Here is a 15,202-nt window from a genome sequence, read left to right as displayed (position 1 = left end):
CTGGTCTCCGTCATGAACTTCACGCCGGCCGCTGTCAATGCGGCTTCGGAAAGGACGCGCGATGTCGCAGATGCAGAATGTCGAACGGCAGCTTCGCGAGATGATCCTGGCGCTCGAGATCGGGCCGGGAGAGCGACTGACCGAGCGCTGGATCGAAAGCCAATTCGGCGCCTCGCGCACACCTGTCAGGGCGGCGCTGCTGCGGCTGGAAACCGAGGGGCTGGTCGGCAGGGACGGGCGCGGCTGGACCGTTTCGCCCATCAACCTGGCCGAACTCGAGCAGGTCGCGGTCTATCGCGAGGCGGTCGAGATCGCGGCATTGCGGCTGACGTGCGGGCAAGCCGACAAGAGCGCCATCGATGTCATAGAGGCGATGCTCGATTCCTGCGACGAAGATACGCCGCGCGAGGAGTGGCACCGTGTCGGCATGGATTTTCACATCGAGCTGGCGCGGCTCTCCGGCAACGAATTCCTGTTCCGGGCGGTTCGTGACGCGATGACGCGCCTGTCACGCGCCCGCTGGCTGGAAGTGCGTGACGAAACGGCCCTTGGCCGTGCCTGGGTCGAACATCGCGCCATCCTTGCCGCGACACGCCTCGGTCAGGCCGATGAAGCCGCGCGGCTGCTGTCGGCCCACATCGTCGGCAGCCGTGACCGGCTGGTGAGGTCGCTTGCGAACGACCGACGTGGCCTTCGCGCCAGGGGATTTGCCGTTGTCGCCGCTTAGTGCGGTCCATGCGCTGCGGCACACTGGCCGGAAAAACAGACGGGTCTGACGTGAAGCGCACTTTCGGCCTCGCTTCAAGGAAGCCGATGGCGTAAGAGCGGCGATGGAAAACAACCGGTTTGAAACACCCGTGACCGTCAAATCCGTCACGGCGGGAAGCACTCAACTCTTGCGTTCGGCAAGGGAGGCTTCCGATTACCTCCTCAACAACTGGCCCGGCAAGCGCAGCCCCAAGCATCGTGCGGCGCTGCAGGCCTGTCACGACGCGCTCGCCGGCGACAAGCCGGCGATGAATGCCAGGCGCGCTTTCATCGCCGCGGCGCGGGAAGTGGATGTCTTCATCAGCGACAAGGCGCCAGCCTGATATTAGCTCGCGGTTTGGGCTGACAATTTGGATTGAGGCTCGGCCCGCATTAGCGGGCCGGATGCNGCCAGCCTGATATTAGCTCGCGGTTTGGGCTGACAATTTGGATTGAGGCTCGGCCCGCATTAGCGGGCCGGATGCCGTTAATCCTTCGTTTCGGTCTCAGTCTCGGTTTCCGGCTTCGTACGTTCGCGCGCGGCAACCTTGGCCGCCAGCTTTTCAGCCTTCTTGGCCGCTTTCTGGCGGTCGCGCTCCTTGCGTTCCTGATCGTAGTTTGGTGCTCGCGCCATGTCGGCTCCTTTTGTGACTGCCTTGCGGCCCTGAGCCTGCCTAGGAGCATTAGCCGTCAAACACAACAGCCGAAGCGACAATGCGTGGCTGCTGGCATCCAAGAGATGCGGGCACTTGCCAGATCGGCGCCACAATGATGTAGGACATGCGGGCGCCAATGAATTGAGAAGCCCGTTTGTTTTGATCAAGTGACCGATGGCCACAATTTCACGGACCGCAGCAAGAGTTTTCTATTATTCGAGAAACGTCGCGCGCGATATCGCTCCGCAAGCGCTGTTTCGTGCCAGGCTGGCTGGCCGTCTCGAAAGGGCCAGGCTTTCCGGTGAGGCGGCACGCCGCAGGCTGAATTACTACAACAAGTTGCAGGATGGTTTCGCGCCAAGCGCCCATGCCGTGCGCATCGGCAAACTGCCCTTCACGCCAACCATGTACTATTACGACCTGAAGGAATTCGCCCGCTACTTCGATCCCGGCCTGCTCATCGACCTGGAATTCGGCGACGTCAGGAATGTCCCTAAGGTGCCTTCGATCGTTAAGGACCGGCCAATCTGTGCTGACGACGAGAACGCGATCATCATGAAACTCGACAAGTTTCGTCATTTCCAGATGCCGGCTGACGCCATCTCGTTCGCCAACAAGCTGCCGTCCGTTGTCTGGCGTGGTGATCTCAACAATCCGATCAGGACAAGATTTCTGAACGCCGTGCACGACTTGCCGTTCTGCGATGCCGGTTCGCACAAGCCGAACGCACCGCCCGAATACGCCAGGCCTTTTCTCAGCATCAGCCAGCACCAGCGCTATCGCTACATCGTCTCGCTCGAGGGCAACGACGTGGCGACCAATCTCAAATGGATCATGAATTCGAAGTCGCTCTGCATGATGCCGCCGCCGACCTATGAGACATGGTTTGCGGAGCGGCAGCTCGAAGCCAACGTCCACTATGTGCCGCTCGCGGCGGATTTCTCGAACCTTGAGGACCACGTCGCCTATTTCGAGCGGAAACCGGCGGAGGCGGAGCGCATCATCGCGGCCGCGAACGCCTATTGCCGGACATTCGACGACGAACAGACCGAGCAGGCGATCTCCCTGCTGGTGCTCTACAAATACTTCGTTCTGTCGGGCCAGATCAAACCGGATGCCGAGGTGTGGCGCTACATAACGGGCTAGTTGCGGCGACGGTCGAGGCAGCTAGCCATGCATTGGGGTGCTATCGGAATGCGTGGCTGGATGATACGGCAATCATGCTGCGGGAACCATCCCGACCGTCATTTGTTTGAACGCGTTTATCTTTGATCAAAAGAACCCATGGCCACCCTCCAACGAACGACGGCAAAGGTCTTCTACTATGCGCGGAACGTCATGCGCGATATCGCGCCGCAGGCGATCTTCCGGCGGCGATTGGCCAGCCGCCTGCAGCAGGCCAGACTCTCGGACGAGGCCGTGCGCCGGCGTCTGAATCACTACAACAAGCTGCAGGACGCTTTTACGCCGGGCCCGGATGCGGTGCGCATCGACAAGATACCGTTTGAACCGAGCATGTACTATTACGACCTGAAGGAATTTGCCCGCTATTTCGATCCATCATTGCTCATCGACCTGAAGTTCGGCGATGTCATCGGCGTGCCCAAGCTGCCGACCCTCGTCAAGGACCGGCCGATCCGCGCCGACAACAGCAATGCCGTCGTCATGAAGTTCAACAAATTCCGCCACTTCCACATGCCCGTCGATACCGTCGCCTTCGCCGACAAGCGCCCTGCCGTGGTCTGGCGCGGCGACCTCAACAATCCGATCAGAACACGGTTCCTGGATGTCGCGCGCGACCTGCCGTTCTGCGATGCCGGTTCGCACAAGCGCAGCGCACCGGCTAAGTACAGCAAGCCCTTCCTCAGCATCAGCCAGCACCTGCGCTATCGCTACATCGTCTCGCTGGAGGGCAATGACGTGGCGACCAACCTCAAATGGATCATGAATTCCAACTCGCTCTGTCTGATGCCGCCGCCGACCTACGAAACATGGTTCGGCGAGAGCCAGCTCGAGTCCGGTGTCCACTATGCGCCGCTCGACCCCGATTTTGCCGATCTCGGCGCAAAAGTGCGCTATTTCGAAGCGCACCCGGCCGCGGCGGAGCGCATCATAGCCGCAGCCAATGCCTATTGCCGCAAATTCTCCAATGAACGGGACGAGCATTCGATCTCCTTGCTCGTCCTCTACAAATATTTCGTGCTCGGCGGCCAGATCGAACCCGATCCCGAACTCTGGCGGTTTATCGGCGGCTAGCTCTTGCTCTCGGCCTGATGCCGATCAGATATCGCTGCGGTCGAGAACCAGATCGGCGGGGCCGAAGCGATCCTTCGCTGTTAGTTGCTGGTGCCAGTAGGGGTAGAGCAGGGGCGGCCGGCTGACCGCGTCGAGGCGCTGGCGTTCTTCGGTGCCGAGCTTCAGGGCCGCCGCCGCAAGGTTGTCCTTGAGCTGAACGTCATTGCGGGCGCCGATCACCAGCGAGGAGACGGCAGGGCGGCCGAGCAGCCAGGCGAGCGCCACCTGCGCCGCCGAGACACCACGATCCTTGCCGATGTCGACCAGCACATCGACAATCCGCCACAGCCGGTCCTCGTCGCGGATCGGCGGCTCGGACCAGCCGGCAAGCTGGCGAGCGGTCGGGCTGTCACGGCGGTATTTGCCCGACAGCAGGCCGCCGGCGAGCGGGCTCCAGACCAGAACGCCCAGCCCCTGATCGACCGAGATCGGCAAGAGCTCGTACTCGGCCTCGCGTGCTTCCAGCGTATAGTGGATCTGCTGGGTGACGAAGCGTTGCTGGTGACGGCCGTCGCTGATGGAAAGCGCCTTCATCACCTGCCAGCCGGAATAGTTGGAGCAGCCGATGTAGCGCACCTTGCCCTGGCTGACCAAACTGTCGAGCGCGGCAACGGTCTCCTCGAGCGGGGTGAGGCCGTCCCATTGGTGGACGAAATAGATGTCGATGACATCGGTCTTCAAGCGCTTCAGACTGCTCTCGCATTCACGGATCAGATGGTGGCGCGACAGGCCCTCGTCGTTCGGGCCCTTGCCGATCCGCATCCGCGCCTTTGACGCGATCAGCACATCGTTCTTGCGCTTGCCGCCGAGCGCTTCGCCAATGATCTCTTCGGAGAGGCCGTTGGAATAGACGTTGGCGGTGTCGATGAGGTTGATGCCGGCATCGATGCACATGTCGATCATCCGCTTGGCTTCGGCGAGATCGCTGTTGCCGACCGCCGCGAAGGGCCCGGCGCCGCCGAATGTCATGGTGCCAAGCGTCAGTGTCGAAACCTTCAGGCCGGAACGGCCAAGGGTGCGGTATTCCATGTCAGATCCTCACGATTTTATTGAAGAGGCGTGCCGCCAAGGCAGGCCTGGAATGCGACCGCATTTGTAGGACAATTCGGCCGGCTTGTCGCCATGCGACTACGGTCGATCGATCGTACATTGCGGAATTTGCAACGTCGGAAATTGCGCTCGGGCTGCAATAAAACCGTCACCGCCGGCCTATATTGAAGTCGGCTCAGGTGTTTCCATTCAGGCCGCTGGCCAGCAATTGGGGCGCCAGTGGTAACCGAGAGGGCTTGCAAGCGGAGCAGTTGATATGACCGAGCTGAAACAGAATTCCCCTGCCAAGGACTGGCTTGAGGCCGAGCTCGCCGACACGCTCGACGAGGACTATGAGCTCGAAATGTCGGAGCCGGCCCTCTCTATGGAGATCGCCAAGATCTACAAGAACTCGCATCCGCCTTCGATCGATCGCATGCGGTATTTTCGCGACCTGATCAGCCTCCAGTCCGAATTGATCAAGCTGCAATCCTGGGTCGCCTACCACAAGAAGAAACTGGTGGTGATATTCGAGGGCCGCGACTCCGCCGGCAAGGGCGGCGTCATCAAGCGCATCACACAGCGGCTCAATCCGCGTATCTGCCGCGTCGTGGCGCTTCCGGCTCCGACCGAACGCGAGAAGTCGCAATGGTATTTCCAGCGCTATGTCCCGCATTTGCCCGCAGGCGGCGAGATCGTTTTGCTCGACCGCTCCTGGTACAACCGCTCCGGCGTCGAACGGGTAATGGGTTTTGCCAACCCCGAGCAGGTCGAGGAGTTCTTCCATGACGTGCCGGAGTTCGAGCGCATGCTGGTGCGCTCGGGCATCACCGTGGTCAAATACTGGTTCTCGATCACCGACGAGGAACAACAAATGCGCTTCCTGATGCGTATCCACGACCCGATGAAACAGTGGAAGCTGTCGCCGATGGACCTGCAGTCGCGGGTGCGCTGGGAACAGTACACCAAGGCCAAGGAGGAGACCTTCGCCCGCACCAACATTCCCGAGGCGCCCTGGTTCATCGTCGAGGGTAACGACAAGAAGCGCGCGCGGCTGAACTGCATCGACCATTTGCTCAAGCAGCTGCCGTATGAAGAGGTGCCACACGAGGAGATCACGCTGCCGGAGCGCGTCTTCAACCCGGAATACGAGCGCCAGGTGCTGCCGCGCGAACTTTACGTGCCGGAGAAGTATTGAGCGAGAGTTTTGTCCTTCTCCCCGTCACTACGGGGAGAAGGTGCCGGCAGGCGGATGAGGGGCGGCGCTGGCTTTGATAATTGAGCCCGGATCAACCCCGCGCGCGCTATGTTCTTCTGCTGACACATTGCCATCTGACATGCTCGACAGCGCAATCTTCTAGCGCTAGCGCCGCCCCTCATTGTCCTGCCGGACATTTCTCCCCGTATAGTGACAGGGAGAAACGGGCGTTCGTCGAGGGTTTCGCCACCTTACGCCCGCTTGATCACCACATGCGTGGCAAGCGCCGTCGCCACTTGCTCGGTGCATTGATAGCCAAGCTTCACCATATCCAGCCCCGCAAAAAGGTTCTCGCCTCTGCCAAGCAGCACCGGCGAGATCGCCAGGTGCATCTCGTCGATCAGCTTTTCCTGCAGATACTGCCGGACGGTGGAGACGCCGCCGCCGACTCGCACGTCCTTGCCTGACGCGGCCGCTTTGGCCTGTTCGAGAGCCGAATGAATGCCGTCGGTTGCGAAATAAAAGGTCGTGCCGCCTTCCATCACGATGGGATCGCGCTTGTAATGCGTCAGCACGAAGGTCGGGACGTGATAGGGCGGGTTGTCGCCCCACCAGCCCTTCCAGCTGTCGTCAGGCCATTCGCCGCGGATCGGCCCGAACATGTTGCGGCCGAGGATCCAGGCGCCGACATTCTCGAAGCTGCGCGCCGCAAAGTCTTCGTCGACGCCTGTCTCGCCGCCTTCCTCGCCAAACATCTTGCGGAAGGTGCGGGTGCTGAAAGCCCATTTGTGCAGGGCCGGTCCGCCGACTCCGAGCGGATTTTCAAGGCTCTGATCGGGACCGGCGCCATAGCCGTCAAGCGACAGGCTGAAAGCGTTGACGCGAAGTTTGGACATGAGGACCTCCTTCTTGAGAGCCAGTTGTATTTTGCAAGCGGTTTTCTAGCAAACTGATTTTGAATTGCAAGCGGTTTTTCGAGGCGGGAAAGGTGTTTCCGAATCTTGCCGCCAAGCTACGGCCACCGCCTCATTGCCCGGTCAGTTGGCGCGCGACGATTCCAAGGTCCTCGCTGTGGCTGATCGTCAGGTCGCGGGCGGCCAGCGCCTGCCGCATGGCTTTCGCCATCGTCTTGGCATGGCAATAGGCAAGCATGACCGTTTCCTCGGGTTGCGGCGAAGCCTTCGTCAGTGCCCGCCTTGCCGACACCGTCGCCCGACGGTGAAACGGGTCAAGAAGCATCCTCAGGAGGCGTTCGCCATACCGCTTGGCCGAGGTGCGGGCCGCCTCCGGCCGTGCTTCGATCATAGCTGCAGCTGCCAGTTTTTGTCAGCGGGTTTTCGATGGAACAGCCGACCAATCGAAGGAAGTGGTGACATCTACTGAAGTGCCTTGCCCGGGAAGTCGGGCTACCCCTTCAGCATCACAGCCACTTCGGGTGCGAAATAGGTCAGGATGCCGTCACAGCCGGCGCGCTTGAAGGCGAGCAACGATTCCAGCATCGCCTTCTCGCCATCGATCCAGCCATTGGAATCAGCCGCCTTGATCATCGAATATTCGCCCGAGACCTGGTAGGCGAAGGTCGGCATCTGGAATTCGTCCTTCAGCCGGCGAATGATATCGAGATAGGGCAGGCCGGGCTTGACCATCAGCATGTCGGCGCCCTCGGCGATGTCCTGCTCGGCCTCGCGCACCGCCTCGTCCGAATTGGCGTGGTCGATATAATAGGTCTTCTTGTCGCCCTTGAGCAGGCCGGCGGTGCCGACCGCCTCGCGATAGGGGCCGTAGAAGGCCGAGGCGAATTTGGTGGCGTAGGACATGATCGCCACGTCCTGGAAACCGTTGGCGTCGAGCGCGTCGCGGATGCCGCCGATACGGCCGTCCATCATGTCGGACGGCGCGATGATGTCGGCGCCGGCCGCCGCCTGGATGACGGCCGCCGCCGCGACCTGTTCGACGGTCTCGTCATTGACGATGATGCCATCGCGCAGGATGCCGTCATGGCCATGGCTGGTGAACGGGTCGAGTGCGGCGTCGGTGATGATGCCGATCTCGGGTACCGCGTCCTTGATGGCACGCGTGGCGCGGTTGATGATGTTTTCCGGGTCGAGGATGTGGGACCCCGTCTGGTCTCGCAGGCCGAGATCGACGTTGGGAAAGGTGGCAAGAGCCGGGATGCCGAGCTTGGCCGCCCGTTCGGCCTCCTTGACGGCAAGATCGACCGAAAGCCGGAAGACGCCGGGCATGGCGGCAATCGGCTCTCGGACATTCCTGCCCTCGACAACGAATATCGGCCAGATCAGGTCGTCCACCGAAAGCCTGTTCTCCTGCACGAGCCGGCGCGACCAGTCGGCCTTGCGCATGCGGCGCAGGCGGCGGCTACCGGTGACGTCATCGACGCTGCGCGCGCCGGCAGCTTTTGCTGGGGTGAATTTGTTCATGGCCAAAACTCCGGATCCGCTGCTTTTACCACGAGCCCTTGGTGCTGACCAATGCGACACGTTTGTGCCAGTGCCGAAAGCTGCCACAACGCTGTCCCACCACGCCTATTGGGTCAGGGCTGCCCATTGCCCGAAAGGACCTGTGCCGCGCCTCCTATTGCCACACGGAACGCCTCGTCGAAGCTGACACCGCGCACCTGCCAGCGATAGGTCTTGCCGTGATCGGCCAGTCGCCAATCGGCGATCCAGCCCAGTTCCTCGTCGCTCCATACGATGCTGCCGGCGAGCGCTCGGTCGCCGCCGGTTTGCTTGGCCATCCGATCCAGCCTTGCCATGTCCGTCGCGCGTAGCGCTCCTTCACCCAAGCCGGCAAGTTGCGCGGCTTTCGGAAACGCGACATGCATCAGCATCGGCCCGGTGGCATTGACGAAGGATTCGCGCATCGTCTCGCCGCGCCCTTCCTCGGCGCTCAGAACGAAATGCCGCGCGCCTTGTTCGGTCGTGAGGAAGACGGTGAGTGTCGGCCGCTCGCCCAGCCAGGGCCTGCTGCCGAGCGACGCCAGCAGCCTGTCGATCACATCAGGTTTGTAGAAGCAGGTGAGATCATGCGGCCGGTCATGCGTGCCTTGCTCGTCATGGATCGGAATGCCCTCCATCCGGTCATGGTAGCGGAACGAGTCGACAAAGCTGCCGGCCTTGTCGCGCAGCGCGTCCATTTCGCGTCTGGCAAGCAGCCGCTGATCGCCCGAAACACGGACGAGCACCTTGTCGAGGCAAGTCCTAAAGCCGAGTTGACGGTTTTCTTCACCCTGGCCGGTGACAATGGTCTGCGAGTGGTAAAGGTCGCCGAGGTCGGTTGCCCCCGCGGCGACATTGGTTGCCATCAACACCGATAGGCAACTCAGAACAAAGGCAAGGCGCAAAAACGGCGGCATGGCTAACTATCCTGCTCTCGGCCTCTCGTAACGTCCACCAATAGCATCGGCCACCGCTAGCCGCCAAGATCGAGGCGGCCAGGCTGCAGCCATTGACGCACCCATGTGCCGCCTTTAGCACTTCAGTCCCGCAGGCGTGGGAACAAGGATTCTCTGGCGATGGATTTTGGTGGAGGCGACGAAATTCGCTTCGAAAGGTTGGGCAGGGCGGGGGTCGTCACGCTGACGCGGCCGCAGGCGCTCAACGCCGTCACCCATCGCATGATCAAGGCGCTAGGCAAGGCCCTGCGGTCTTGGGAGCGCGACGAGGGTGTGGATGTCGTCGTGGTCAAGGCCGAGGGCAGGGCGTTTTCGGCCGGGGGCGATATCCTGCACATCTACGAAGCCGGTCGGGCTGGAAACCCACCGGTAGAGTTTTTCGCAGACGAGTATCGCCTCAACGCCTACATCGCGCGTTTCAAGAAGCCCTATGTGGCGCTCATCGACGGTATGGTCATGGGCGGCGGGGTCGGCATTTCCTTCCACGGTTCGCACCGGGTGATGACCGAGAATGCCCAGTTCGCCATGCCGGAGGTCGGCATCGGCTTTTTCCCGGATGTCGGCGCCAGTCATCTGCTGCCCGACCTTGGCGGTTCCTTCGGCATGTACCTGGCGCTGACCGGGAACCGCATTCGTTATGGCGATGCGCTGTGGTCGGGGCTGGCCACCCACACCATCAAGGCCGAAGACCAGCTAAGCTTCCTCGATCGGCTGGCGCTGACGGGCGATCCGGAATCGGTGCTGCGCGGTTTCTTTGTTCCGGCCAAGCGGGAGACCGACAGGCCGATCCTGGAGGCGATCTCCCGCCATTTTGCCCAACCGTCGCTGCCGGATCTCATCGACACCCTGGACCGCGCGGGCATGGACGAATTCGCCGCCGGGACGCTGGCAACGATCCGCACGCGCTCGCCGACCAGTCTTCGCGTCGCCTGGCGACAGATCAGCGCCGGGCAGACCTTGTCGATGGACGACTGCATGAGGATGGAGTTCCGCATCCTGAACCGGATGCTGGCCGGCCACGACTTCTACGAAGGCATCCGCGCCGCCATCATCGACAAGGGCTCGAAGCCGCAATGGCGGCCGGCAGCGATCGATGCGGTCGGCGAGGCGGATGTCGAGGCCTATTTTGCCTCGCTCGGCGATCGGGAACTCGAGTTGTGAGCGAGGTGACATCGAGACGCGTCGTCCTGCAGCCCTCGACCGTCGAGGTGATCTTCGCCTGGTTCCAGCGTGTTATCGCGGGCTACTGCCTGCTGTTCGGCATCCTCTACTGGATCAAGCTGATCGGCTTCTATCCGGGCTCGCTGTGGCGGTTCGACCTTATGCCGGTGCATTGGCAGGTCGCGGCGGTGATGCTCGCGGTGTTCTTTCCCTTCGCCGCGGCAGGGTTGTGGATGCTGGCGTCCTGGGGCCCGGTGATCTGGTTCATCTGCGCGGTCACGGAGACGGTCATGTATGCCGGCTTTCCCGAGCTTTTCGGCCATCGTCCCCTGATCATCGTCTCGCATGCCTGCGTGGCGCTGCTCTATATCGTCTTTCGCGTCGTCATCTACCTGCAGAAACGGCCGGCACGGCACTAATGCATGTCGCCCGGAAGTGTCCTCGGTTCCGGGATAACGACATGCATAAAATCAGAGGCGACGTGCTGTAAGCCTTTATACCCATTGACGACCTGTCGACTGCCTCAATCCGGCGCGGCGATCATTGCCTAAATCTTTAGGTTAATCATCCTTGCCCGGGTGACCGTTCGTTAAGCGTCTTGCGAAACCTCTTACCGGTAAGCTCTTGTTAGCCCTAGCGTTTAAGTCGAATTTTATGAGTATTCGATAGTGTCGCGATCAAGGTGAAAAACAAAAAATCACCAAGGCGACAAACGAGAGGCAAAGACAATGATCAATTCGCGTCCGGCGGCGAAGACCGCCAACGTTTCCGACGATCGCCGCGAGGCTATCCGTTCCCTGTACATGGAATCGCTGCAGCTGGTCGAGCGTTTGCACCGCCGTCTGCTTGATGTCATCAAGGACGAATTTGACCGCAACGGCCGCTCCGACATCAACGCCATCCAGGCGCTGCTGCTCTTCAACATCGGCAATTCCGAGCTGACCGCCGGCGAACTGCGCTCGCGTGGCTATTATCTCGGCTCGAACGTCTCCTACAATCTGAAGAAGCTGGTCGATCTCGGCTTCATCAACCACCAGCGCTCGCGCATCGACCGCCGTTCGGTCCGTGTCTCGCTGACGCCGAAAGGCAATGAAGTGGCGGACGTGGTTGCCGGTCTCTATGAGCGCCATGTCGGCTCGATCGAACAGGTCGGCGGCATCAACACCGACGAGTTCAAGCAGATGAACCGCGCTCTGCAGCGGCTCGACCGCTTCTGGAACGACACGATTGCCTACCGGATGTAAGACCATCCAGGAAACGGAGCCGCGCCGCAGAAGCGTGGCCGAAACAGCGACCTCCAGTCAGGGCCGGTGCCGAAAAGCACCGGTCTTTTCTTTCTTGCGTCCGGCCGAAGCAAATTACCGGCCAAGGCCACGTTGCCGCCATATTCCAGTGGAACCGAGAGCGGAAGTGATGCTGTGGTGAAGACCATGCGTCCACCCGCAACCGTGTCGCGCCCCTTGCCTTGGTCGCCAATGTGATACGGACCATGGTTGGCTAATTGTTAAGATTGCCGATTTTAGAGTGCGGGCGAGATCGCGCGATGGTCGATGCAGCAAGTGATCGAACCGCTACAAGAATGTCTGGAACGTCCATGAGAACCAGCCGCCGCTTTTTCCTTTCCGGAGCCTCCGCGCTCGCTGCCGCCGTGGTGGCTGGGCGTGCGAATGCGCAGGACGTGATCGGAGATATCCTGAAATCCTCGGCCCGCGGCAACTGGGACGATCAGTTCGATGCACGCGCCAGCGAAGGCGGCAAGGTGGCCTCGACGCTGCCCATCTTCAGTCCCCAGACTGTCGCCTTCACCGAGCAGGCGGTCGCGCAGTATCAGAACATTGTCGGGCAGGGCGGTTGGACAGACGTTCCCGCGACGAAGAGGCTGCAACTCGGCGTCGACGATCCGGACGTGGTGCCGCTGCGCAAGCGCCTGATGGTTGCGGGCGACCTGTCGCAGAGCGCCGGCATTTCGACGGCTTTCGATTCCTATGTCGACTCGGCGGTCAAGCGCTTCCAGTTGCGCCACGGCCTGCCGGCTGACGGCTCGATGGGCAAATACACCTATGCCGCGATGAACGTTTCGGCACAGATCCGGCTCGGCCAGTTGCAGACCAATCTGCAGCGGCTGAAGGAAAAGGCCGGTACGTTGGGCAGCCGTTATGTTCTGGTCGACATTCCGGCGGCGCAGGTCGAAGCGGTCGAGAACGACCGCGTAGTGCTTCGCCATACCGCGATCGTCGGCAAGATCGATCGCCAGACGCCGATCGTCAATTCCAAGATCAACGAGATCATCGTCAATCCGTACTGGAACGCACCGGTCTCGATCGTGCGCAAGGACATCATTCCGTTGATGCGGAAGAATCCCGACTATCTCAAGAACAGCCATATCCGCCTGTTCGCGCCTGATGGCAGCGAAGTCGATCCGATGAATGTGGACTGGTCGACCGACGATGCCGCCAAGTACCGTTTTCGTCAGGATCCCGGTTCGGAAAACGCCATGGCGTCGGTCAAAATCAATTTCCCGAGCCCGGACGGCGTCTACATGCACGACACGCCGCAGCAGAGCCTGTTCGGCAAGATGATGCGCTTCGATTCCTCGGGCTGCGTGCGTGTCCAGAACGTGCGCGATCTCGTCACCTGGATCCTGCGCGACACGCCCGGCTGGGATCGCCAGCATTTCGAGGCGGCCATCAAGACCGGCCAGAACACGCCGATCCAGGTCACCAACCCGGTGCCGGTGCATTTCCTCTATCTCTCTGCCTGGTCGACAGGACCCGGCGTCGTCCAGTTCCGCGACGACGTCTATGCGCTCGACGGCAACAGCGAGCTGCAGATCACGTCTTCACTGTAACGACCTGATATTTTTTTTAAAAAGCCGCTCTCAGGGCGGCTTTTTTGTTGCGGATGTCGTCAGATCCACTCATTCGACCGGCTGGACGAAGCTCAGGCGATTGGCGATGGTCGGCAAACAGCCGGGATCGTGCCATGGACGTCGCCATCTTCATTCTCGTCGTGCTGGTCTTCGTGGCGCTGTCGGGCGCGCTCGTCCGCCTGGTTCGAGTGCCGCTGCCGGTGCTGCAGATCGCCATCGGCGCGGCCCTTGCTTGGCCCGCCAAGGGCCTCCATGTCGAGATAGATCCGGAACTTTTCCTGCTGGTGTTCATCCCGCCGCTTCTGTTCGGCGACGCCTTCGCGGCGCCCAAACGCGAACTCGTCGCTTTGCGCGGACCTATACTCGATCTCGCCATCGGGCTGGTCTTCTTCACCATTGTCGGCTTCGGCTATGCCTTGCATTGGCTGGTGCCGAGCATTCCGCTCGTCGTCGCATTCGCGCTGGCCGCCGTTCTGTCGCCGACCGACGCCGTGGCTGTATCCGCCATCGTCGACAGGAATGTGGTTCCGTCCCGGTTGATGCACATATTGGAGGGCGAGTCGCTGCTCAACGACGCGTCGGGCCTGGTCATGTTCCGCTTTGCGGTGGCGGCGGCATTGACCGGCAGCTTCTCCTTCGCGGGAGCCTCGCTCAGCTTCCTCTACGCCGTCGCCGCTGGCATCCTGGCCGGTATCGCGGCGCTGTTCATCGCCGCCAAGGCGCTGCAACTGCTCAACCGCATCGGCGGCGTGCCCGCCGAAGCGCAGGTTCTCGTCATGATCCTGCTGCCTTTCGTCGCCTATCTCGGCGCCGAGCATGTCGGTGCCTCGGGTATCCTGGCGGCCGTCACCGCCGGCCTGCTGACCGGGGCTTCCGGCATGTACCGCTTCCTTGGCGTGTCGGCGCGCATGCAGACCCTGTCGCTTTGGGCGACGCTCACCTTCGTTTTCAATGGCGCTCTGTTCATTCTGCTCGGCCTGCAGCTTCCCGACATCATCCGCAAGGTCCCACCGGAACTGTCCAGCCGTCATTGGCTGATCGAGCCGGTGGCGACGGTGCTGATCCTGACGCTCTGCCTGATCGGGCTGCGCTTCCTGTGGATCTGGGTCGGGGACATCGCCCAGGCGATCGCGGCGCGCATCGGCAAACGCGAGGCCGAGCCGTTCGGATTTCGCGTCCGGCTTGCCGGCTCCGTGGCCGGCGTGCGCGGCGCAATCACATTGGCGGGCATCCTGTCATTGCCGCTCGCTTTGCAGGACGGCTCTCCCTTTCCGGAACGTGATGTGGTGATCTTCCTTGCCGCTGGCGTCATCATCTGCTCGCTTCTGATCGCCAGCCTTGCCTTGCCCAGGATAGCGCGGGGGCTGGTCGAGCCGGGCAAGGATCCGGCAGCGGCGGAAGAGCGCCGGGCGCGCGTCGGCGCCGCCAATGCGGCGATCGCCAAGATCGAGAGCATCGCCAACGAGGCGGGCGAGGGCGAGGCGGTCCAGGCCCGCCTGGCCGTCGCCGACAGCATCGTGGCAGGTTACCGTAGACGCATCGCGGCTTCGGACGAAGCCGACGAGGCCCGCGCCGAAGCCCGCGAAGCCGGCAGGTTGGAGCTGGAACTCAGGGCGGCCGGCATCGAGGCGGAGCGTGCAGCGCTGCGCGCCATGTTCCGCAGCCAGGAGATCAACGATCACACGATGCGCGCGCTGTTTTCTGAAATCACCTTGACCGAGGCCTTATTGAAGCAGCGGCGGGACAGGAAATAGCGAACGGCCGCGACCCGTTGGCGCAAACCGGCCAGCAAATTTCGCGCTGCAAACGTGGCGAGCCCAAAACAACTGTGTTAA

Annotated in this window: 16 protein-coding genes; 10 read left to right on the top strand and 6 right to left on the bottom strand. The window is 61.7% G+C overall.

What is annotated here, in order from left to right:
• The first annotated feature begins 61 nt into the window (after positions 1–61).
• The gene (locus X742_RS150300) at positions 62–727 is read left to right on the top strand and encodes a GntR family transcriptional regulator (RefSeq protein ID WP_023773285.1); all 666 of its coding nucleotides are present in this window, start codon (positions 62–64) and stop codon (positions 725–727) included.
• A gap of 103 nt (positions 728–830) precedes the next feature.
• Positions 831–1,091, top strand: a complete 261-nt coding sequence (locus tag X742_RS150305) for a DUF982 domain-containing protein (RefSeq protein WP_015318264.1) — start codon at positions 831–833, stop codon at positions 1,089–1,091.
• A 143-nt stretch (positions 1,092–1,234) separates the two neighbouring features.
• Here X742_RS150305 and X742_RS1000000172635 read toward each other — a convergent pair whose 3' ends face one another.
• On the bottom strand, positions 1,235–1,381 hold the full coding sequence (locus X742_RS1000000172635) for a hypothetical protein (RefSeq protein WP_015318263.1): 147 nt from the start codon (positions 1,379–1,381) through the stop codon (positions 1,235–1,237).
• A 196-nt stretch (positions 1,382–1,577) separates the two neighbouring features.
• On the opposite strand from X742_RS1000000172635, the gene X742_RS150310 reads away from it, so the two are divergent.
• Both X742_RS150310 and X742_RS150315 read left to right on the top strand, forming a co-directional pair.
• Positions 1,578–2,549 carry a glycosyl transferase family 90 gene (locus tag X742_RS150310; RefSeq protein ID WP_023773284.1) on the top strand — a complete coding sequence of 324 codons (972 nt, stop codon included), beginning with the start codon at positions 1,578–1,580 and terminating at the stop codon, positions 2,547–2,549.
• Positions 2,550–2,687: 138 nt separating this feature from the next.
• A complete protein-coding gene (locus X742_RS150315) occupies positions 2,688–3,659 on the top strand; it encodes a glycosyl transferase family 90 (protein WP_023773283.1) in 972 nt (323 codons plus the stop codon).
• A gap of 24 nt (positions 3,660–3,683) precedes the next feature.
• Here X742_RS150315 and X742_RS150320 read toward each other — a convergent pair whose 3' ends face one another.
• Complete coding sequence (locus tag X742_RS150320; protein WP_023773282.1) at positions 3,684–4,727, bottom strand: aldo/keto reductase; 1,044 nt, start codon at positions 4,725–4,727, stop codon at positions 3,684–3,686.
• 277 nt (positions 4,728–5,004) lie between these two features.
• Between X742_RS150320 and ppk2 the strand changes: the two genes are divergently transcribed.
• A complete protein-coding gene (gene ppk2 / locus X742_RS150325; RefSeq protein WP_023773281.1) occupies positions 5,005–5,925 on the top strand; it encodes a polyphosphate kinase 2 in 921 nt (306 codons plus the stop codon).
• 251 nt (positions 5,926–6,176) lie between these two features.
• Here ppk2 and X742_RS150330 read toward each other — a convergent pair whose 3' ends face one another.
• From X742_RS150330 to X742_RS150345, 4 genes are all read right to left on the bottom strand, one after another.
• Entirely contained in the window at positions 6,177–6,821 is a 645-nt protein-coding gene (locus tag X742_RS150330) for a dihydrofolate reductase family protein (RefSeq protein ID WP_023773280.1), read from the bottom strand.
• A 130-nt stretch (positions 6,822–6,951) separates the two neighbouring features.
• A complete protein-coding gene (locus tag X742_RS150335) occupies positions 6,952–7,230 on the bottom strand; it encodes a hypothetical protein (RefSeq protein ID WP_023773279.1) in 279 nt (92 codons plus the stop codon).
• A 101-nt stretch (positions 7,231–7,331) separates the two neighbouring features.
• A complete protein-coding gene (gene hemB, locus X742_RS150340) occupies positions 7,332–8,363 on the bottom strand; it encodes a porphobilinogen synthase (protein WP_023773278.1) in 1,032 nt (343 codons plus the stop codon).
• Positions 8,364–8,476: 113 nt separating this feature from the next.
• Positions 8,477–9,298: a DUF2066 domain-containing protein gene (locus X742_RS150345; RefSeq protein WP_023773277.1), complete on the bottom strand. Its 822-nt coding sequence runs from the start codon at positions 9,296–9,298 to the stop codon at positions 8,477–8,479.
• Between the two features lie 159 nt (positions 9,299–9,457).
• On the opposite strand from X742_RS150345, the gene X742_RS150350 reads away from it, so the two are divergent.
• The 5 genes from X742_RS150350 to X742_RS150370 all read left to right on the top strand — a co-directional run bounded on the left by X742_RS150350 (position 9,458) and on the right by X742_RS150370 (position 15,121).
• Complete coding sequence (locus tag X742_RS150350) at positions 9,458–10,498, top strand: enoyl-CoA hydratase/isomerase family protein (protein WP_023773276.1); 1,041 nt, start codon at positions 9,458–9,460, stop codon at positions 10,496–10,498.
• On the top strand, positions 10,495–10,917 hold the full coding sequence (locus X742_RS150355) for a DUF6163 family protein (RefSeq protein ID WP_023773275.1): 423 nt from the start codon (positions 10,495–10,497) through the stop codon (positions 10,915–10,917). The genes X742_RS150350 and X742_RS150355 overlap by 4 nt, the downstream gene beginning before the upstream one ends.
• A 309-nt stretch (positions 10,918–11,226) precedes the next feature.
• Positions 11,227–11,742, top strand: coding sequence for a winged helix DNA-binding protein (locus X742_RS150360; protein WP_013896002.1), 516 nt, complete (start codon positions 11,227–11,229; stop codon positions 11,740–11,742).
• Positions 11,743–12,092: 350 nt separating this feature from the next.
• Complete coding sequence (locus tag X742_RS150365) at positions 12,093–13,346, top strand: L,D-transpeptidase family protein (protein ID WP_023773274.1); 1,254 nt, start codon at positions 12,093–12,095, stop codon at positions 13,344–13,346.
• 134 nt (positions 13,347–13,480) lie between these two features.
• A complete protein-coding gene (locus X742_RS150370) occupies positions 13,481–15,121 on the top strand; it encodes a Na+/H+ antiporter (protein WP_023773273.1) in 1,641 nt (546 codons plus the stop codon).
• Positions 15,122–15,202 lie beyond the last annotated feature (81 nt).

It is taken from the genome of Mesorhizobium sp. LNHC229A00 (assembly GCF_000502415.1).
Lineage (GTDB): Bacteria > Pseudomonadota > Alphaproteobacteria > Rhizobiales > Rhizobiaceae > Mesorhizobium.
The sequence above is the reverse complement of the archived record's forward strand: the minus strand, read 5'-3'. Positions and strand labels throughout refer to the sequence as shown.

Excerpts from the sequence above, each read along its gene's own strand:
- X742_RS150330 (WP_023773280.1), bottom strand. The coding sequence starts at position 6,821 with ATGTCCAAACTTCGCGTCAACGCTTTCAGCCTGTCGCTTGACGGCTAT.
- X742_RS150310 (WP_023773284.1), top strand. The coding sequence starts at position 1,578 with ATGGCCACAATTTCACGGACCGCAGCAAGAGTTTTCTATTATTCGAGA.
- X742_RS150360 (WP_013896002.1), top strand. The coding sequence starts at position 11,227 with ATGATCAATTCGCGTCCGGCGGCGAAGACCGCCAACGTTTCCGACGAT.
- X742_RS150320 (WP_023773282.1), bottom strand. The coding sequence starts at position 4,727 with ATGGAATACCGCACCCTTGGCCGTTCCGGCCTGAAGGTTTCGACACTG.
- ppk2 (WP_023773281.1), top strand. The coding sequence starts at position 5,005 with ATGACCGAGCTGAAACAGAATTCCCCTGCCAAGGACTGGCTTGAGGCC.
- X742_RS150365 (WP_023773274.1), top strand. The coding sequence starts at position 12,093 with ATGAGAACCAGCCGCCGCTTTTTCCTTTCCGGAGCCTCCGCGCTCGCT.
- X742_RS150300 (WP_023773285.1), top strand. The coding sequence starts at position 62 with ATGTCGCAGATGCAGAATGTCGAACGGCAGCTTCGCGAGATGATCCTG.
- X742_RS150335 (WP_023773279.1), bottom strand. The coding sequence starts at position 7,230 with ATGATCGAAGCACGGCCGGAGGCGGCCCGCACCTCGGCCAAGCGGTAT.
- X742_RS1000000172635 (WP_015318263.1), bottom strand. The coding sequence starts at position 1,381 with ATGGCGCGAGCACCAAACTACGATCAGGAACGCAAGGAGCGCGACCGC.
- X742_RS150305 (WP_015318264.1), top strand. The coding sequence starts at position 831 with ATGGAAAACAACCGGTTTGAAACACCCGTGACCGTCAAATCCGTCACG.
- hemB (WP_023773278.1), bottom strand. The coding sequence starts at position 8,363 with ATGAACAAATTCACCCCAGCAAAAGCTGCCGGCGCGCGCAGCGTCGAT.
- X742_RS150345 (WP_023773277.1), bottom strand. The coding sequence starts at position 9,298 with ATGCCGCCGTTTTTGCGCCTTGCCTTTGTTCTGAGTTGCCTATCGGTG.
- X742_RS150350 (WP_023773276.1), top strand. The coding sequence starts at position 9,458 with ATGGATTTTGGTGGAGGCGACGAAATTCGCTTCGAAAGGTTGGGCAGG.
- X742_RS150370 (WP_023773273.1), top strand. The coding sequence starts at position 13,481 with ATGGACGTCGCCATCTTCATTCTCGTCGTGCTGGTCTTCGTGGCGCTG.
- X742_RS150315 (WP_023773283.1), top strand. The coding sequence starts at position 2,688 with ATGGCCACCCTCCAACGAACGACGGCAAAGGTCTTCTACTATGCGCGG.